The following is a 14,121-nucleotide window of genomic DNA, read 5'->3' as shown; positions in this document are numbered from 1 at the left end:
CGAGCGCCGGCCGAGACCCGAACGATGGGACCTGACGGGTTGCGTCTTCCGATGGAGGTCGCGTGCGGTCGACCGGCCCCTGCCCGCTGCCGACCCGTCGGACGGGAGGCGCGGCGCGGCTCGCCGGGTTCCGCCCGGCTGCTGGGATGGTCGGGTCATGGAGTACACCGACTACGACACCCGGCTGGCGTCCTACGCCGTCGTCACCGACGGCGACCGGGTGCTGCTCGCCCGGCTCAGCTGGCCGGACGCGGGACTCTGGACGCTGCCGGGCGGCGGGGTCGACCTGGACGAGACCGTCGAGGAGGGCGCCGTCCGCGAGGTCCGCGAGGAGACCGGGTACGACGTCGTGGTCGAGGAGCTGCTCGGGGTGCGGTCCCACGTCGTGCCGCCCGAGCGCCGGAAGCACCGGAACGGTCGACCGATGAAGGCCGTGCAGGTGGTGCACCGGGCCCGGGTGGTCGGGGGCTCGCTGCGCCACGAAGCGGTGGGGACGACGGACCTGGCGCGCTGGGTGCCGCTCGACGAGCTCGGGACGCACCGGCACGGGATCCTCGTGGTGCAGGCGCTCCGGTGGGCGGGCGTCGGGGCGGTCTGAGCGTCCGGTCCGCCCCGGTGGTTCCACGGTTCCGGATGCGACGCCGGGTTCCTACGCTCCATCGGCAGGCGCTGGCACCCGGTCCGCGTCACCCGACGTCGTGGAGTCCCGATGCCCGCTCACACCTCCCACCTCGACGACTCGTCCTCTGCCCGGGTGGTCGTCGTCGGAGCGGGGCCGACGGGCCTGTGGCTCGCCGCCGAGCTCGCCGCGGCCGGTGTCCACGCCGTGGTCCTCGAGCAGCGCACCGCTCGGTCTCCCCACGCGAAGGCGCTCGGGCTGATGCCCCGGACACTCGAGGTGCTCGCACTCCGCGGGGCCGTGGAACCGTTCATCGCGGCCGGGCGCACCGTGCCGGCGTGGCACTTCGGGCTGCTCGAGGAGAGCGTGCGCTTCGACACGCTCGACACCCCGTTCCCCGCCATGCTGCTCCTGCCGCAGACCACCACCGAGGCGCTGCTCGAGGAGCGGGCGCGTCGACTCGGCGTCGACGTCGTCCGCGGCGCGGTGGCGACCGGTCTCGACCAGAGCGAGGCCGACGAGACCGTGACCGTGACGTACGAGCAGGACGGCGCCCACCGGCACGTCACCGCGGCGCTCGTCGTCGGGTGTGACGGTGGCCGGAGCACGGTCCGCGGGCTCGCCGGGATCCCGTTCGAGGGCGAGCCGAGCTCTGCCTGGGGCTTCGTCGGTGACGTGGTGCTCGACGCTCCACCGGCACCGGGGACCCGGGTCGTCCGGCCGGACGGCGCCCTCATCGTGGCGCCGCTCCCCGACGGGCGCTTCCGGCTCACCGGCTGGGATCCGGAGCACCAGTCGCCGGACGAGGAACTCGACCTCGGGACGCTGCGCGCGTTCACGCGACGGATGACCGGTACGGACCTCGGAGCGCGCGACCCCTCCTGGCTGTCGCGCTTCGGGGACGCCAACCGTCTCGCGGCCTCGTTCCGCAGCGGCCGGGTCCTGCTCGCCGGCGACGCAGCGCACGTCCACTGGCCGACCGGTGGGCTCGGCCTGAACGCCGGCGTCCAGGACGCGATGGCCCTCGGCTGGCGTGCGGCCGCCGTCGTGCGCGGGACGCTCCCCGACACCGTGCTCGACGACTACGCGACCGAGCGGCGCGCGTACGGCGAGGCGCTCCGCACGTCGACCCTGGCGCAGAGCGCGCTCATCACGGCGACGGACCCCGCGACCATCGCGATCCGTGCGACGGTGAACCGCATGCTGGCGACGTCGGGAGCGAACCGGGCCGTCGCGGCCCGACTCGCCGGGCTGACGCGCGAGAGCACCCTGCCGGCGGTCCGGGTCGTCCGTGCAGCGCCGCCGATCGAGGACGTCGTGTCCGACGACGACGGAGCCCGAGCGCTGTTCAGATCCGGCCGACCGGTGCTGATGGTGTCCGATCCGGCGCTCCACGCCGCCGTCCGCGAGTCGCTGGACGTCGTGTCCGACAGCGTCGTGGTCGCGCTCGTGGAACCGTCCGCGGGCGCTCCGGCACTGCCTCGTGCGGCGGTGTTCCGTCCCGACGGCGTGCGTGCCTGGACGAGTGACGACGACGGGCCCGTCGCGGCAGGACTCACCGCCGCGCTCGGTGCGCTCGGCGTCCTCCCGGCGCGGGCCGGCGGGAGCTGAGGAGCCCGACGCCGGCCGGTTCCGAGCGGGTGCCTCCCACGAGCCGGGACCGGCGAGGTCACGGCGCGGTCTCGAGCCGGTCTCGATCCGGCATCCGCGCCCCTCGCCGCTTACAGGTCCGGCAGGATCGGGGCATGGGGAACTTCGGAACCGTCCGCCTGTCCGTCCTCGTCACCGTGACCGCGGCACTCGCACTCACCGGCTGCTCGATCGCCGGTGCGGCGCCGGCCCCGGACGCATCGCCGACGCGGGCACCGGTGGTGAGCTCGGCTCCCGAGTCCGACCCGGAAGCGGACCCCGCTCCGGGCACCGTCGACCCGATGGACGCCGACGCCGGTGCGGCCGCCACGTGCGGGCAGATCTCCGCGCTGGACACCATCTCGCTCAACGCCACCATCGGGCAGCAGGCCGGCGAGCTGACCGACGCGCAGGTCGAGGCACTGTCCGCATCGGTCCGCTTCGGCTACGAACACCTGGTCAGTGACGATCCGAAGGTGTCCCGGGCCCTCGACGCCGCCCAGCGGTACCTCCGGGAGCACCCCGCACCGGCCTCGGGACCCGCGTTCGACGATGACACCGCGGAGTGGGACCTCATGAGCCGCACCCTGACGACTGCCTGCCGGGAGTCCGGGTCGAACGTCGTCACGACCGCCGCGTCGGGCGGCTGAGCGCCTCCGGCACGACCGTCGTGGTTGCATGACCGGATGCGACTGCACGCGGACACGCAGGGTGCGGGGCGGCGGACCGCCGTCCTGCTGCACGGGATGACCGGGTCCTCCGAGAGCTGGTGGCGCATCACACCGCTCCTCGCCGCGCGCGGGTTCCGGGTCCTCGCACTCGACCTGCCGGGGCACGGTCGCTCACCGCGGGACCCCGAGCTCAGCGTGGAGCGGGCGGCGCAGGCCGTGGCGGAGACGGTCGACGCCGTGGTCCCGGGACGACCGGCCGTGGTCGTGGGGCACTCGATCGGCGGCACGATCGCCGCCGCAGCCGTCGCGTCCGGCTGGCTGGACCCGGAGCTCGCGGTGTACGTCGACGCGCCCGTCCGGCTGCGTGGCGGAGCGGACCGGGCGACGGCCGTCGAGGAGTACGCGACGGAGCGGCTCCAGCGGACCGTGGAGGTGCTCCGGGCGTCGAAGCCGCACTACAGCGACCGTGACTGTGTCGTCGAGGCCCGGGCCGCCGTGCACTTCGATCCGGTGACGGCGGGGGCGCTCGCCGCGGCTCCTGGTGGGACCTGGACACCGAGACCGGGTTCGATCGTGGTCCGGGCAGACCCGAGCCACCACGTCGACGCCGACACCGCCGCGGCGCTCGTCGAGGACGGGGTGACGGTCCGGAGCATCGCGGGGGCTGCGCACGCGGTCTGGTACAGCCACCCGGACGCGTTCGTCAGCGCACTGCCCGAGCTGTTCGGGTGACCGGTCCCGGACGGGAGGCGCGGGGCGGACCGGCACCGCGCCTCCCGTCCGGCTCCGATCGCGACGCGCGAGCGCCGGCGGCCGTCACGCCCGCGACCTCAGCGGCGCGGTGGGCGCGTCGGGCCGGCGGAGCGGACCAGGCTCACGACGAGGAAGACCACGCCGGCGTAGACGAGGGGCTGTCCGGCGAACAGCAGGGCACCGGCACCGATGTCCGCGCCACCGTCGGGGGCGGACACGAGGCCGGCGAGGAACGCACCACCGCAGAGCAGGGCACCCACGGCGAGCAGGATGCCGCCGACCAGGCACAGGACACGAGCGGAACGTATGGCTGCATCCTGCCCCGGACCGAGCGCCGTGTCGATGCTGCTCCGCTGATCCGGGTGGTGTCGGCCGACCGACGTCGATCACCGCCGTGGTCAGACGGGGTCCGGCGTGCCTCCCGTGGCGGTCGACGGCGCAGCGGGGTGCCAGGTGCGCTGCACGTGGTCCATCCACGTGACCACCACGGTGTGCGGGGTGGTCAACGCGGCGATCAGCACGAGGTAGACGCCGAGGTCCGCACGGCGGAGGAGGACCGCGAGCACGACGAGCATGCCGACCGCGATCAGGGTGATCGGCCACGCCTGCCGCACGAACCGGAGGAAGGGTGCCAGGAGGTACCCCCGGTGCAGCTGCACGGCCGCGGTCCGGTCGGTCAGCTCGAGGCGGAGGATGTGCCGCACCGCGTGCCAGAGCGTGAAGTACAGGCCCACCGCGAGGACCGGCGGGACGACCGTGAAGAACAGGACGAGGACACCGTCCTCGACCACCTGCCGCCACGGCGGTCTCCCCGACCGCCGCACGGCCGCGAGGTGCAGCACGACGAGGACGACGACCACCGCGCCGGTGGCGATGCGGACCCCGTCGGGGAGCGCTGGGGCTCGGACCGGGGCGGACGCGAGCGCGCTCGCCGTGCCGGTCACGACCGTCATCGCGGCGGCGGGTTGCGCGACGAACGGGACGAGCATGGGCAGGGCGCCGCGGGCCGCGACCGTCAGTGCGGCTCCGGCGCGTCCGGTCGCGCCGTCGACCAGGAGCCGGTCGACGAACAGGTCGCCCTGTCCCCAGTGGAACCACGTGATCGCGATGAACACCGTGAACCCGAGCAGCGAAGCCGCGGTCCACAGCGCGGCGGTGGCGCTGCCGACCACGAGGTAGAGCGCGACGACGACGGCGATCGACCGGGCCGTGCTGGTCCCGGGACGCAGCCGCGCCGGGACCAGGTGGTCGAGCGCACCGTGCGGGAGACCGAAGACCAGGACGCTGATCCCGAACGGGACGAGCTGCACCGGCATCGGCACGGTGACCCCGCCGAGCTGCGCCAGGGCGCACGCCACGGCGACCGCGAGCAGGACCACGGTGACCGGCATGAGCACCCGGTGCGCGACCCACCTCCGGAGCGCGGGCGGGACCGCGGCTCCGGGTGGTGCCGTCGCGACGGCGCGGACGAGCACGGTCACCGGCGCGCCTGCGCCGTCGTCCGGGCGCGGTGTCGGGTCCGGGCGTCGAGCAAGGTCCGCACGAGGGCTGCGAGGAACGGACCCTTCTGCAGCGCGAGCACGATGCGGAGGTCGTCGGCGAGCGTCGACCGTTCCGTCATGAACCGGACGACCAGGGGCCCGGGGAGCGACAGCAGGCGTCGGAAGGTCTCGGCTGCTCGGTCGGGGCGGTCGCGGAGGAACCGGAGGAACACCGCGTCGAGGCAGCGCGTGCGCGGCCGGTCCCGGTACGCGGGCACCGGCGTCCCGGCCGCGAGGTGTGCGGCGACCACCGCACTGTGGCGGTTGCTGCGGGCGAACCCGTAGCCGCTGCTCGGTCGGGTGGTGCCGATGACGGACGCGACCGGGTCCGCACCGGTCGGTCGCCAGCGGTCCCCGTCACGGGCGACCAGGGCGGCGGGCGGCACGTCCGTCATCGGGATGCAGCCCTGCTCCTCGTCACCGACGTGCCACTCCGTGGCCGACAGCCCCCACCGACGTGCGATGTAGGCGGCGATCTCCGCGCGGTGGTCGATCGGGTCCGCGGCGTCGGGCGTGAAGACCGTCGACTCCACCAGTGCTCCGGTCGGTGACACCGGGAGGACGTAGACGAAGTGCACGCGGTCGGACCGGTGCTGCCCGCTGAAGTCCATCAGCGTCACGGTCGACGGGTCGAACACCGGACGGTCGGTCGTGATCCACTGTCCGACGAAGCGCTGGTGCAGGAGCACCCGCCCGTCGGGGACGTGCTCGGGACAGCGCGGCCCGCGCGCGTCGAGGACGACGCCGGCACGGACGGACCCACCGCGGGTCCGGACGTCCAGGTGCCCCGCGGCCGTCTCGACGGCGGTGACGGGGGTGCCGTCGGTGACGACGGTCGATCCGCGCCGGGCGAGACGACGGTCGGCGGCCGCCCGTCGGTCCGCTGCGCGCACGAGCACGTACGGGTGGCCAGGGTCAGTGCCCACACTGGTCCCTCGGTCGGTCCGGACCTCCCACCGGTCCCAGGCGGCGCTCCGTGCCTCCGCCAGCGGGTCGCTGCCGTCGTCCCACGAGCACCACGACCGGGTGTCGGCGTGTGCGCGCCCCTCGAGGACGATGACGGAACGGCTCCCGGGCAGCGCGTCGAGTCGGACCGCGGTGGCGAGGCCCGAACAGCCGGCGCCGATGACGGCGACGTCGACCGACGCCGGCAGCGGCGGGCGGAGGCCGACGGCCGGTGCGCGACGCGCTCCGGCCGCCGTGGCGCTCGCGACCGTCGGGTCAGCGGCGGCCGACACGTCCACCGCGGCCGGCGGGGGTCTCCGCGACCGGTCCGGCGACGGGGAGCGTGCCGTCGGAGAGCTTCTCGGACGAGACCCACAGCGCCTCGGGGAGGGTGTCGACGCCGGCACGGACGTCCTCGGCCGACCGGGTCTTCGCGATCTTGTGGATCATGGCACCGAAGCCGACCTTCGCCACGATGTCCGCCGCGGAGAGCACGACCTGCATCCACGTGATGACGGCACCCCCGTGCCCCCAGCCCTGCAGGCCGAAGATGATCGGGTAGGCCATCCAGGTGACGATGAGGAGGATCCCGGCGTTGCGGAGGGTGACGGCCGCCGCGGAGCCGCGGAGGTCACGACCGCCCTTGACGACGACGTAGACGACGAGGACGTAGAGGACCACCATGAAGACACCGGAGACGACGCCCCAGAGCCAGAGCGCCCCGGTGTCCGTGCCGGAGTCGACGACCACACCGCCGATGAAACCCGTGCTGATCATCAGGAACGCCGCGGCGATCCCGACGGCCCGGAGGCGACGGGCCGCTGCGCCCACGACCGTCGCGACGGCGAGCAGCTCGATGACGAGCAGCGGGACGGTGACCGTCCAGTCGAAGTAGCGCGGCGCCCAGGTCAGGATCGCGTTCGCGTTCGGTACCCAGAGGTCGCCCTTGCGCTCGTACCCGATGGCGAACTCGACCACCAGCAGCACGTAGGACAGGAAGGCGATGCCGGTGATGCACATGCCGGCGTAGACCCCGGAGCGGTAGCGGCCGGTGACCTCGTTGGTCGAGACCAGGGACTTCACGAAGAACGCGAAGAGCGCGAGGCCCGCGACGGACAGTGCGTAGACGATGATCGAGTGCTCCGCGAGCGTCAGGGACGCGTTCCAGGGAGCGAGTGCATCGGACATGGGGATCCTTCCGGGGGTGGTGGTCGGCGGGCTGCTCGTCCGCTGATGGATACTTGCACCACGACAACAGTTGCGCTCCCAGCCGGGCTGCACATCGGGGTACAACCCGGTCCGTAGTGTGGCGACACCGAACGAACCAGGGCCGGTGTCTGGCTGTGTCACCCCCAGGGGTGAAACCGGAAAGGAACCTCATGCAGGAGCGGATCCGTGTCGCGCTCGTGAACGACTACGAACTCGTCCTCCGCGGACTCTCCGACATGCTCGCGCCCTTCGCGGACCAGCTCGAGATCGTGCAGCTCGACGCCCGCACCCGTGTCACCGCCGACGTCGACGTCGCGCTCTACGACACGTTCGCGCAGCCCGAACCCGACGACGAGGACGTGTCCCGCCTCGTGTCGAACCCGCGCATCCGCACCGTCGCCGTGTTCACCTGGAAGATGGACCGGGAGCTCATCGACGCAGCCGTCCGCCGAGGTGCCACCGGGTACTTCGCCAAGAGTCTCTCCGGGGCCGAGCTGGCCGCGGGCCTGGTGCAGGTCGCCGCCGGTGCGCGCGTGATCGGGGAACCACGCCGTCGTGTCCCGAGCGGTCCCGGCGTGGACTGGCCCGGCCGCGGGCACGGCATCTCGGACCGTCAGTCGGAGATCCTCGCGCTCATCACGCAGGGCAAGCGCAACACCGAGATCGCCGAGCTCACCCACCTGAGCCCGAACACGATCAAGACCCACATCCGCACCCTCTACAGCAAGATCGGGGTCGTCACCCGGGTCGAGGCAGCCCTCTGGGGGACGGAGAACGGGTTCCGCCCCGACCACCGCAGCATCGACCGGTGAGGTTACGGTGGTCGGGTGTCTGACGACGGCGAGCAAGCTCCTCCCCGGAACGCGGTGCTCGCCGCGTCGACGGCCGGTCTCGGGATCGTCCTGCGGTCCCTCGCCCCGGCGCTCGAGCAGGTGACCCTGCAGCAGTACCGGATTCTCGTCCTGCTGGTCACCCGCGGTCCGATGCGGGCCAGCGACCTCGCCACGGAACTCGGCCTGCTGCCCTCGGGCATCACCCGCATGGTGGACCGCCTGGTCCGCGCCGACTTCGTCGAGAAGCGCACGAGTCGGCACAGCGGACGGGAGGTCGTGGTGACGGCCCTGCCCTCGGCGACGCTGCTCGTCGAGGACGTCCTGGCCCGGCGCGACGCGGAGTTCCGCGCGGTCCTGCGGCGCATGCCCCCGGAGGACCGGGCTCTGGTCGACCGTGCCGCCGCGGCCTTCACGCGTGCCTCGACGGCGGAGCCACTCACGGACGCCGAGCTGCTGCTCGCCGTCACGAACGGGCGGTGACCCGGATCCGCCGCGGGTGGTGCGCACGACGGACCACCGGGCACTCCGGCGGGGCATGCGGTCCACCGCGGTCCTTCCGTGCTCAGTCGTCCCGGGGCGGCGCGAGCAGCGATCCCCGGAGGACCGATCCCCGGAAGGTCCGCACACCGACGACCAGCCACGCCCCGACGAGTGCGGCGTAGGACAGCAGCGCGAGGACCTGGACGACCACGAGCCCGGAGTGCGCCGCCAACCCGTCGAGCCCGGTCACGCACGTGCCGACCGGGAAGGTGAACGACCACCAGGTGAGGCTGAACGGGAGGTGCCGTCGGCTCGTGCTGACGGTGACGGCGAGTGCGATCCCCGTCCACAGCAGTGCGAAACCGAGCATCGCGAACCCGTAGACGAGCGCCAGGACGAGCAGGACGTGCACGGTGTCCTCGTCGGTGACCGTCCGGGCGTTCCCCGCGAGCAGGTTCACGGCGGTGATCGACTGACCGACCGGACCGAGGACGATCCAGAGCGTGGGCACCGTCGCCGGCGCCCCGGTGCCGTGGAACACGAGGCGGTGCCAGACGAGGGTGATGACCACGAGCGACGCGACGAGGCTGAGGCCGAACAAGCCGTAGCACCCCCAGAGCAGCGTCGCACGCACCTGCCCTGCCGGCGCGTGGGGGAGCAGGAGCGCACCGGTCGACGCGGAGACCATCGGCGGGACGATCGGCATCAACCATCCACCGGAGGCGGCGCCCGGCGCGTACGCGTGTCGCGTGAAGGCGAAGAAGGGCACGAGGGTCGCGGTGAGCAGTCCGGCGAGGGTCCCGGCTCCCCAGAGCACCCAGTCGACGTCGACCGCCGCGGCGAGCCCGATCCAGTCCCTACCGAGCAGGAGCGTCCCCGCGCCGACGGTCAGGAACGCCATCGGAGGGGCGCCGTAGAAGTGCGCGGCGACCGGGTTGCGGATGTGGCTCAGCGCGGTCGCCCGGTACAGCACCCAGTGCAGGACGGTGGCGACGGTCACCGCGACGAGGAGCACGGCACCCACGGCCCAGACGATCGTGGCCCCGAGCCGCAGGCCCGGGAACCCCAGCGGCAGCGTCGCTGCGGCCGTCGCCACGATCCCGGTGCCCATGACGGAGGCGAACCAGTTCGGCGTCAGGTTCGAGAAGACCTGCACGGGGTGGTCGAGCTCGCGGAACAGTCGGCGCCGTCGGCGGAGGGTGAGCGGCACGGTCGGTGTCGGGAGGGTGGGTGCGGTCATGACCACAGCCTCGGGCGCGTGCGTCCCGGGCGCCACGGCGATCGAGTTGTCCGTGCACAATGACTCGTTGTGGGACGACTGACCGACCGGCGCATGGACCTCGACACGCTCGAGGTGCTCCGCGCTGTGTCGACCACCGGGTCGATCTCGACCGGGGCGACCTCGCTCGGCGTCACGCAGCAGGCGGTCTCGGCCCGGATCGCCGCCGCCGAGCGGTCTCTGGGGACCGCACTCGTGCACCGGGGTGCGAGCGGATCGCGGCTGACGCCGGCCGGGCAGGTGCTCCTCGAACTCGCCGAACCGTTGCTGGCGGCCTCGGACCGCCTGGAGGCCGGGTTGCGGGCGCTCAGCAATCCGGCCGGTTCGGTCACGGTGGCCGCGTCGCAGACGATCGCGGAGGTGCTCGTGCCGGACTGGCTGCTGCGGCTGCGCGCGGAACGCCCGGACCTGCAGGTGCGGTTGATCGCGGGCAACAGCACCGACGTCGTCACCGAGGTCCGACGCGGCCGAGCTGCGATCGGCTTCGTCGAGGGTCCTGCGGTCCCGGCCGACCTGCAGCACCAGGTGATCGGGGTCGACGAACTCGTCGTCGTGGTGGCCCCCGGACATCCCTGGGCGACCGCGTCGTCGGTCGGTCTCGCGGACCTCAGCAGCGAGGCGCTCCTCGTCCGCGAATCGGGTTCGGGCACCCGTGCGGTCCTCGAGTCCTGGTTGGCTGCCGAGGGGAGGGTGCTGCAGGTCCCGGCCGCCGAGATCGCCACCACCGCGGCCATCCGGGCGCACGCCCGTGCCGCCGTCGCTCCCGCCGTGGTCAGCATCCGCTCGGTGCACGGGGACCTCGACCAGGGTCGCCTGGTCCGGGTGCCGGTCGACGGTCCACCGCTCAGACGGACGTTCGCCGCGGTCTGGGTGCGCGGACTCGACGCGGCCGCCGCGTCGGTCCTCGAGGTCGCGCGCGCGACCCCCTGACCACGCCGACCGGGACGTGTCGCCCAGCCCGACCCACTCGACGCGCCTGCCGCCGCCGCGTACGGCGGACCGTCAGGACGCCCGGTCGCCCTTCCGGTCGAACCGGATCGCGAGCGCCGTGACGTCGTCCTCGTGGTTCCCGGCGCGGCCGAGCTCCTCGAGGCGGGACACCAGCCGGTCGGGGTCCGGGTCGGCCACGGCGAAGGCGGCGAACCGGTCGACCGCCTCGAGGGAGTCGCCGAACAGGTCGAGGACGCCGTCGCTGACCACGAGGACGACGTCGCCGGGTCGGAGCGCCGTCTCGTGCGTGGACCACTCCGTCCCGACGCCGATGGGCATGTCGGAGCTGCGCAGCCAGTCGTGGGTGCCGTCGGCGCGCAGCAGCAGGGTGAGCCCGTGCCCGGCGTCGACCCAGCGCGCGGTCCCGTCGACGCCGACGTGCAGGTGGAAGCAGGTGGTGAACTGCTCGGTGGCCGGAGCGTGCACGCCGACGTCCAGGCCCGCGGCGGCGCGGACGACGGCCTCGTCCGGTGAGCCGACCCGTGTGGCCGCCCGGAGCACCGACCGCACGACGGCCGCGATCATGCCCGCGCCGACCCCCTTGCCCATCACGTCGCCGAGCGTGAACACGGCACCGTCCGCCGTGCGGAACCAGTCGTAGAAGTCACCACCGACGGACCGTGCCGGCAGGCAGACGGCGCGGACCGTGAACACCGACGGGAGGTCCGCGGTCGAGTCCGGCAACAGGGCCTGCTGCACGAGTGCCGCCTGACCGATCTCTGCCTCGGCCTGTCGTCGCAGTCCCTGCGCGGTCTGCAGCCGGAGCGCGGCGTGGCGGGCGAGCTCGTTCGTGACGCCGGCGACCCCGGTGAACACGACCAGGACGAACACCAGGCGCACGATCTCGTCCGCCCCGAGCTGGGTGTGCCCGAGGAGCATCGGCACGAGGAAGGTCGCCGCCGTCCCGACGAGCGGGTAGAGGACGTTCTGCCGGCCGGGTTGTGCGGCGACCCAGATCACCGGCAGCAGCACCGCGGCGAGGAACGGCGAGCGGGCGTCCCCCGTTCCGTACCGGAGCAGACCGATGGCGACGAAGTCGAGCGCCGGGACGAGCAGCTCCGCCCGCGCGAGGCCGGGGCGCGCGACGACGAGTGCGGCGAAGGCCAGTCCGACGACCGTGAGCGCGGTCCCGGTCCACATGCTCACCGCGTTCGTGACGGTCACCCAGGGCAGGAGCACGCTCGACAGGGCGGCGACGACGGCGACGGCGGCGATGACCGCCTGGTTCGTCAGCGGCGTGGTCCGTGCCCCGGCGCGCATCGTCGTCGGCGCTGCACGGTGGGGAGCGGAGACCTGCGCGACGGTCTGACCCGGGGAAGCGTTCGCCATGGTCCGCCAACGGTACCGACGGCACGCCCCGGGGGGAACGCGCCCGTTCGTGGGTCACGGCGGGTGCGGGACCACCCGGTCGGCGGTCGGTCGATGCGCGAGGATGGGTGTGTGCACACCCCGGAGACGCTGTCCGCCGACCAGGCCGTCGCGCGGGCGGTGGCGCTCGCCGGGGCTGGTGGGCGCGCGGTGCTCGGCATCGCCGGTGCGCCCGGCGCGGGGAAGTCGACGCTGGCCCGCCGCGTGGTGACCGCGGTCACGACGGCGCTCGGCCCGGGAGTCGCCGTGCAGGTGCCGATGGACGGATTCCACCTGGCGAACGGCGCGCTCGACTCCCTGGGGCGACGCGACCGCAAGGGTGCGATCGACACCTTCGACGCGGCCGGGTACGTCGCGCTCGTCCGCCGGCTCGCCACCCCCGCCGTCCTCGCCACCCCCGTCGACACCGTCTGGGCCCCGGACTTCGACCGTCGCGGCGACGAGCCCGTCGCCGGCAGCATCGCCGTGCCGCCCGAGACCGTGCTCGTCGTCTCCGAGGGCAACTACCTGCTCGACCAGACCGCTCCCTGGAGCGACCTCCCGGCCCTGTTCATCGAGACCTGGGCGTGCGTCGTCGACGACGACGTCCGGGTCGACCGGCTCGTCGGCCGGCACATGCGCCACGGCCGCGACCACGAGGCAGCGCGGACGTGGGCCGTCGAGGTGGACGGCGTGAACGCCGCACGCGTCACGGCGGACCTGCACCGAGCCTCCTTCCTGGTGCGGACGTGACCACGGCGGGGCGGTCACGGACCGCACCGACTCCGCACGGACGCGCGCGGACTGCATCCCCGACCTCCCCACCCACCGACAGGAGCACGACGTGACCATCGCCATCACCGGCGCCACCGGCAACATCGGCGGAGCCGTCGCCCGCGCGCTCGCCGCGGACGGCGTGCCGCTCCGCCTGGTCGTGCGCGACGCCGCCCGCGCACCGCAGCTGCCCGGAGCCGACGTCGCCGTCGCGACCTACGCCGACCGCGACGCGGCCCGCGCCGCCTTCGACGGCGTCGACGTCCTGTTCCTGGTGTCCGGAGCGGAGGCCCGTGACCGGCTCGACCAGCACCGCACCGTCGTCGCCGCGGCGGCCGACGCGGGCGTCCGGCACGTCGTCTATACGTCCTTCCAGGGCGCCGCCGCCGACGCGACCTTCACCCTCGGCCGCGACCACTTCTGGACGGAGCAGGCGGTCCGTGACACCTCGATGGCGCACACCTTCCTCCGCGACTCGTTCTACCTGGACTTCGTGGAGGACCTGGTCGGCGAGGACGGCGTCATCCGCGGTCCCGCGGGCGACGGTGCGATGGCCGCGGTGGCCCGGGCCGACGTCGCCCGTGTCGCGACGGCGGTGCTCCGCGCGCCCGACCGGCACCTCGACCGCACGTACGACCTGACGGGCCCGGCCGCGATCACGCTCGAGCAGGCCGCCGCGGTGGTCAGCGAGATCCGTGGCCGCCCGGTCCGGTACCACCGCGAGACGGTGGAGGAGGCCTACGCCTCCCGGCAGCGGTGGGAGCCCGAGCCGTGGCTGGCGGACGCGTGGGTGAGCACCTACACGGCGATCGGGGACGGCGCGCTCGCGAAGGTCTCGGGGGACGTGGAGCGGGTGACCGGCCAGCGGCCGATGACGCTCCGCCAGGTCCTGGAGGCCCGGGGCGCCTGAGCATGTCGGCGCCGGTCCGGCGGGCGGTGGCGCCGGTCAGCGCGGGCCGTTGCGTCGGCCGCGCTGGCCGCGCTGGCCGCGCTGGCCGCGCTGGCCGCGCTGGCCGCGCTGGTCGCGCTGGTCGCGCTGGTCGCGCTGGTC

15 protein-coding genes are annotated in these 14,121 nt (G+C 73.9%); 9 read left to right on the top strand and 6 right to left on the bottom strand.

Annotated features, from left to right (window positions below; translation table 11 throughout):
- Positions 1 to 157 precede the first annotated feature (157 nt).
- From KM842_RS13090 to KM842_RS13075, 4 genes are all read left to right on the top strand, one after another.
- Complete coding sequence (locus KM842_RS13090) at positions 158 to 598, top strand: NUDIX hydrolase (RefSeq protein WP_216259011.1); 441 nt, start codon at positions 158 to 160, stop codon at positions 596 to 598.
- 111 nt (positions 599 to 709) lie between these two features.
- Positions 710 to 2,230 (top strand): FAD-dependent monooxygenase, encoded by a 1,521-nt coding sequence (locus tag KM842_RS13085; RefSeq protein ID WP_216259008.1) that lies wholly within the window; start codon positions 710 to 712, stop codon positions 2,228 to 2,230.
- Positions 2,231 to 2,364: 134 nt separating this feature from the next.
- On the top strand, positions 2,365 to 2,898 hold the full coding sequence (locus KM842_RS13080) for a hypothetical protein (protein WP_216259006.1): 534 nt from the start codon (positions 2,365 to 2,367) through the stop codon (positions 2,896 to 2,898).
- A 36-nt stretch (positions 2,899 to 2,934) separates the two neighbouring features.
- Positions 2,935 to 3,651 (top strand): alpha/beta fold hydrolase, encoded by a 717-nt coding sequence (locus KM842_RS13075; protein WP_216259004.1) that lies wholly within the window; start codon positions 2,935 to 2,937, stop codon positions 3,649 to 3,651.
- Positions 3,652 to 3,749: 98 nt separating this feature from the next.
- Here the strand turns inward: KM842_RS13075 and KM842_RS13070 are convergent, their stop codons facing one another.
- The 4 genes from KM842_RS13070 to KM842_RS13055 form a co-directional block, all read right to left on the bottom strand.
- The gene (locus tag KM842_RS13070; protein ID WP_216259003.1) at positions 3,750 to 3,932 is read right to left on the bottom strand and encodes a hypothetical protein; all 183 of its coding nucleotides are present in this window, start codon (positions 3,930 to 3,932) and stop codon (positions 3,750 to 3,752) included.
- A gap of 138 nt (positions 3,933 to 4,070) precedes the next feature.
- The gene (locus KM842_RS13065; RefSeq protein ID WP_216259002.1) at positions 4,071 to 5,153 is read right to left on the bottom strand and encodes a Brp/Blh family beta-carotene 15,15'-dioxygenase; all 1,083 of its coding nucleotides are present in this window, start codon (positions 5,151 to 5,153) and stop codon (positions 4,071 to 4,073) included.
- Positions 5,150 to 6,451, bottom strand: a complete 1,302-nt coding sequence (locus KM842_RS13060) for a lycopene cyclase family protein (protein WP_216259001.1) — start codon at positions 6,449 to 6,451, stop codon at positions 5,150 to 5,152. Before KM842_RS13060 ends, KM842_RS13065 begins: the two co-directional genes overlap by 4 nt.
- Positions 6,435 to 7,346, bottom strand: coding sequence for a bacteriorhodopsin (locus tag KM842_RS13055; protein WP_216259000.1), 912 nt, complete (start codon positions 7,344 to 7,346; stop codon positions 6,435 to 6,437). The genes KM842_RS13060 and KM842_RS13055 overlap by 17 nt, the downstream gene beginning before the upstream one ends.
- 191 nt (positions 7,347 to 7,537) lie before the next feature.
- On the opposite strand from KM842_RS13055, the gene KM842_RS13050 reads away from it, so the two are divergent.
- Complete coding sequence (locus KM842_RS13050; RefSeq protein ID WP_253206131.1) at positions 7,538 to 8,179, top strand: response regulator transcription factor; 642 nt, start codon at positions 7,538 to 7,540, stop codon at positions 8,177 to 8,179.
- A 15-nt stretch (positions 8,180 to 8,194) separates the two neighbouring features.
- Positions 8,195 to 8,680 (top strand): MarR family transcriptional regulator, encoded by a 486-nt coding sequence (locus KM842_RS13045; protein ID WP_216258999.1) that lies wholly within the window; start codon positions 8,195 to 8,197, stop codon positions 8,678 to 8,680.
- A gap of 82 nt (positions 8,681 to 8,762) precedes the next feature.
- On the opposite strand, the gene KM842_RS13040 is transcribed toward KM842_RS13045, so the two are convergent.
- Positions 8,763 to 9,920 (bottom strand): TDT family transporter, encoded by a 1,158-nt coding sequence (locus KM842_RS13040; protein WP_216258998.1) that lies wholly within the window; start codon positions 9,918 to 9,920, stop codon positions 8,763 to 8,765.
- 93 nt (positions 9,921 to 10,013) lie between these two features.
- On the opposite strand from KM842_RS13040, the gene KM842_RS13035 reads away from it, so the two are divergent.
- Positions 10,014 to 10,889: a LysR family transcriptional regulator gene (locus KM842_RS13035; protein WP_216258997.1), complete on the top strand. Its 876-nt coding sequence runs from the start codon at positions 10,014 to 10,016 to the stop codon at positions 10,887 to 10,889.
- 72 nt (positions 10,890 to 10,961) lie between these two features.
- On the opposite strand, the gene KM842_RS13030 is transcribed toward KM842_RS13035, so the two are convergent.
- Positions 10,962 to 12,278 (bottom strand): PP2C family protein-serine/threonine phosphatase, encoded by a 1,317-nt coding sequence (locus KM842_RS13030; protein WP_216258995.1) that lies wholly within the window; start codon positions 12,276 to 12,278, stop codon positions 10,962 to 10,964.
- A gap of 111 nt (positions 12,279 to 12,389) precedes the next feature.
- Between KM842_RS13030 and KM842_RS13025 the strand changes: the two genes are divergently transcribed.
- On the top strand, positions 12,390 to 13,049 hold the full coding sequence (locus KM842_RS13025) for a nucleoside/nucleotide kinase family protein (RefSeq protein ID WP_253206130.1): 660 nt from the start codon (positions 12,390 to 12,392) through the stop codon (positions 13,047 to 13,049).
- A gap of 91 nt (positions 13,050 to 13,140) precedes the next feature.
- Positions 13,141 to 13,980 (top strand): NmrA family NAD(P)-binding protein, encoded by an 840-nt coding sequence (locus tag KM842_RS13020; RefSeq protein WP_253206129.1) that lies wholly within the window; start codon positions 13,141 to 13,143, stop codon positions 13,978 to 13,980.
- The last annotated feature ends 141 nt before the right edge of the window (positions 13,981 to 14,121 follow it).

The organism is Curtobacterium sp. L6-1 (assembly GCF_018885305.1).
Lineage (GTDB): Bacteria > Actinomycetota > Actinomycetes > Actinomycetales > Microbacteriaceae > Curtobacterium > Curtobacterium aetherium.
Note: the sequence above shows the minus strand (reverse complement) of the source record. Positions and strands in the feature narration are given on the sequence as shown.

What these genes read in the sequence shown, in the direction of transcription:
- KM842_RS13085 (WP_216259008.1), top strand. Translation starts at nt 710, where the DNA reads ATGCCCGCTCACACCTCCCACCTCGACGACTCGTCCTCTGCCCGGGTG.
- KM842_RS13035 (WP_216258997.1), top strand. Translation starts at nt 10,014, where the DNA reads ATGGACCTCGACACGCTCGAGGTGCTCCGCGCTGTGTCGACCACCGGG.
- KM842_RS13080 (WP_216259006.1), top strand. Translation starts at nt 2,365, where the DNA reads ATGGGGAACTTCGGAACCGTCCGCCTGTCCGTCCTCGTCACCGTGACC.
- KM842_RS13075 (WP_216259004.1), top strand. Translation starts at nt 2,935, where the DNA reads ATGCGACTGCACGCGGACACGCAGGGTGCGGGGCGGCGGACCGCCGTC.
- KM842_RS13090 (WP_216259011.1), top strand. Translation starts at nt 158, where the DNA reads ATGGAGTACACCGACTACGACACCCGGCTGGCGTCCTACGCCGTCGTC.
- KM842_RS13040 (WP_216258998.1), bottom strand. Translation starts at nt 9,920, where the DNA reads ATGACCGCACCCACCCTCCCGACACCGACCGTGCCGCTCACCCTCCGC.
- KM842_RS13055 (WP_216259000.1), bottom strand. Translation starts at nt 7,346, where the DNA reads ATGTCCGATGCACTCGCTCCCTGGAACGCGTCCCTGACGCTCGCGGAG.
- KM842_RS13030 (WP_216258995.1), bottom strand. Translation starts at nt 12,278, where the DNA reads ATGGCGAACGCTTCCCCGGGTCAGACCGTCGCGCAGGTCTCCGCTCCC.
- KM842_RS13050 (WP_253206131.1), top strand. Translation starts at nt 7,538, where the DNA reads ATGCAGGAGCGGATCCGTGTCGCGCTCGTGAACGACTACGAACTCGTC.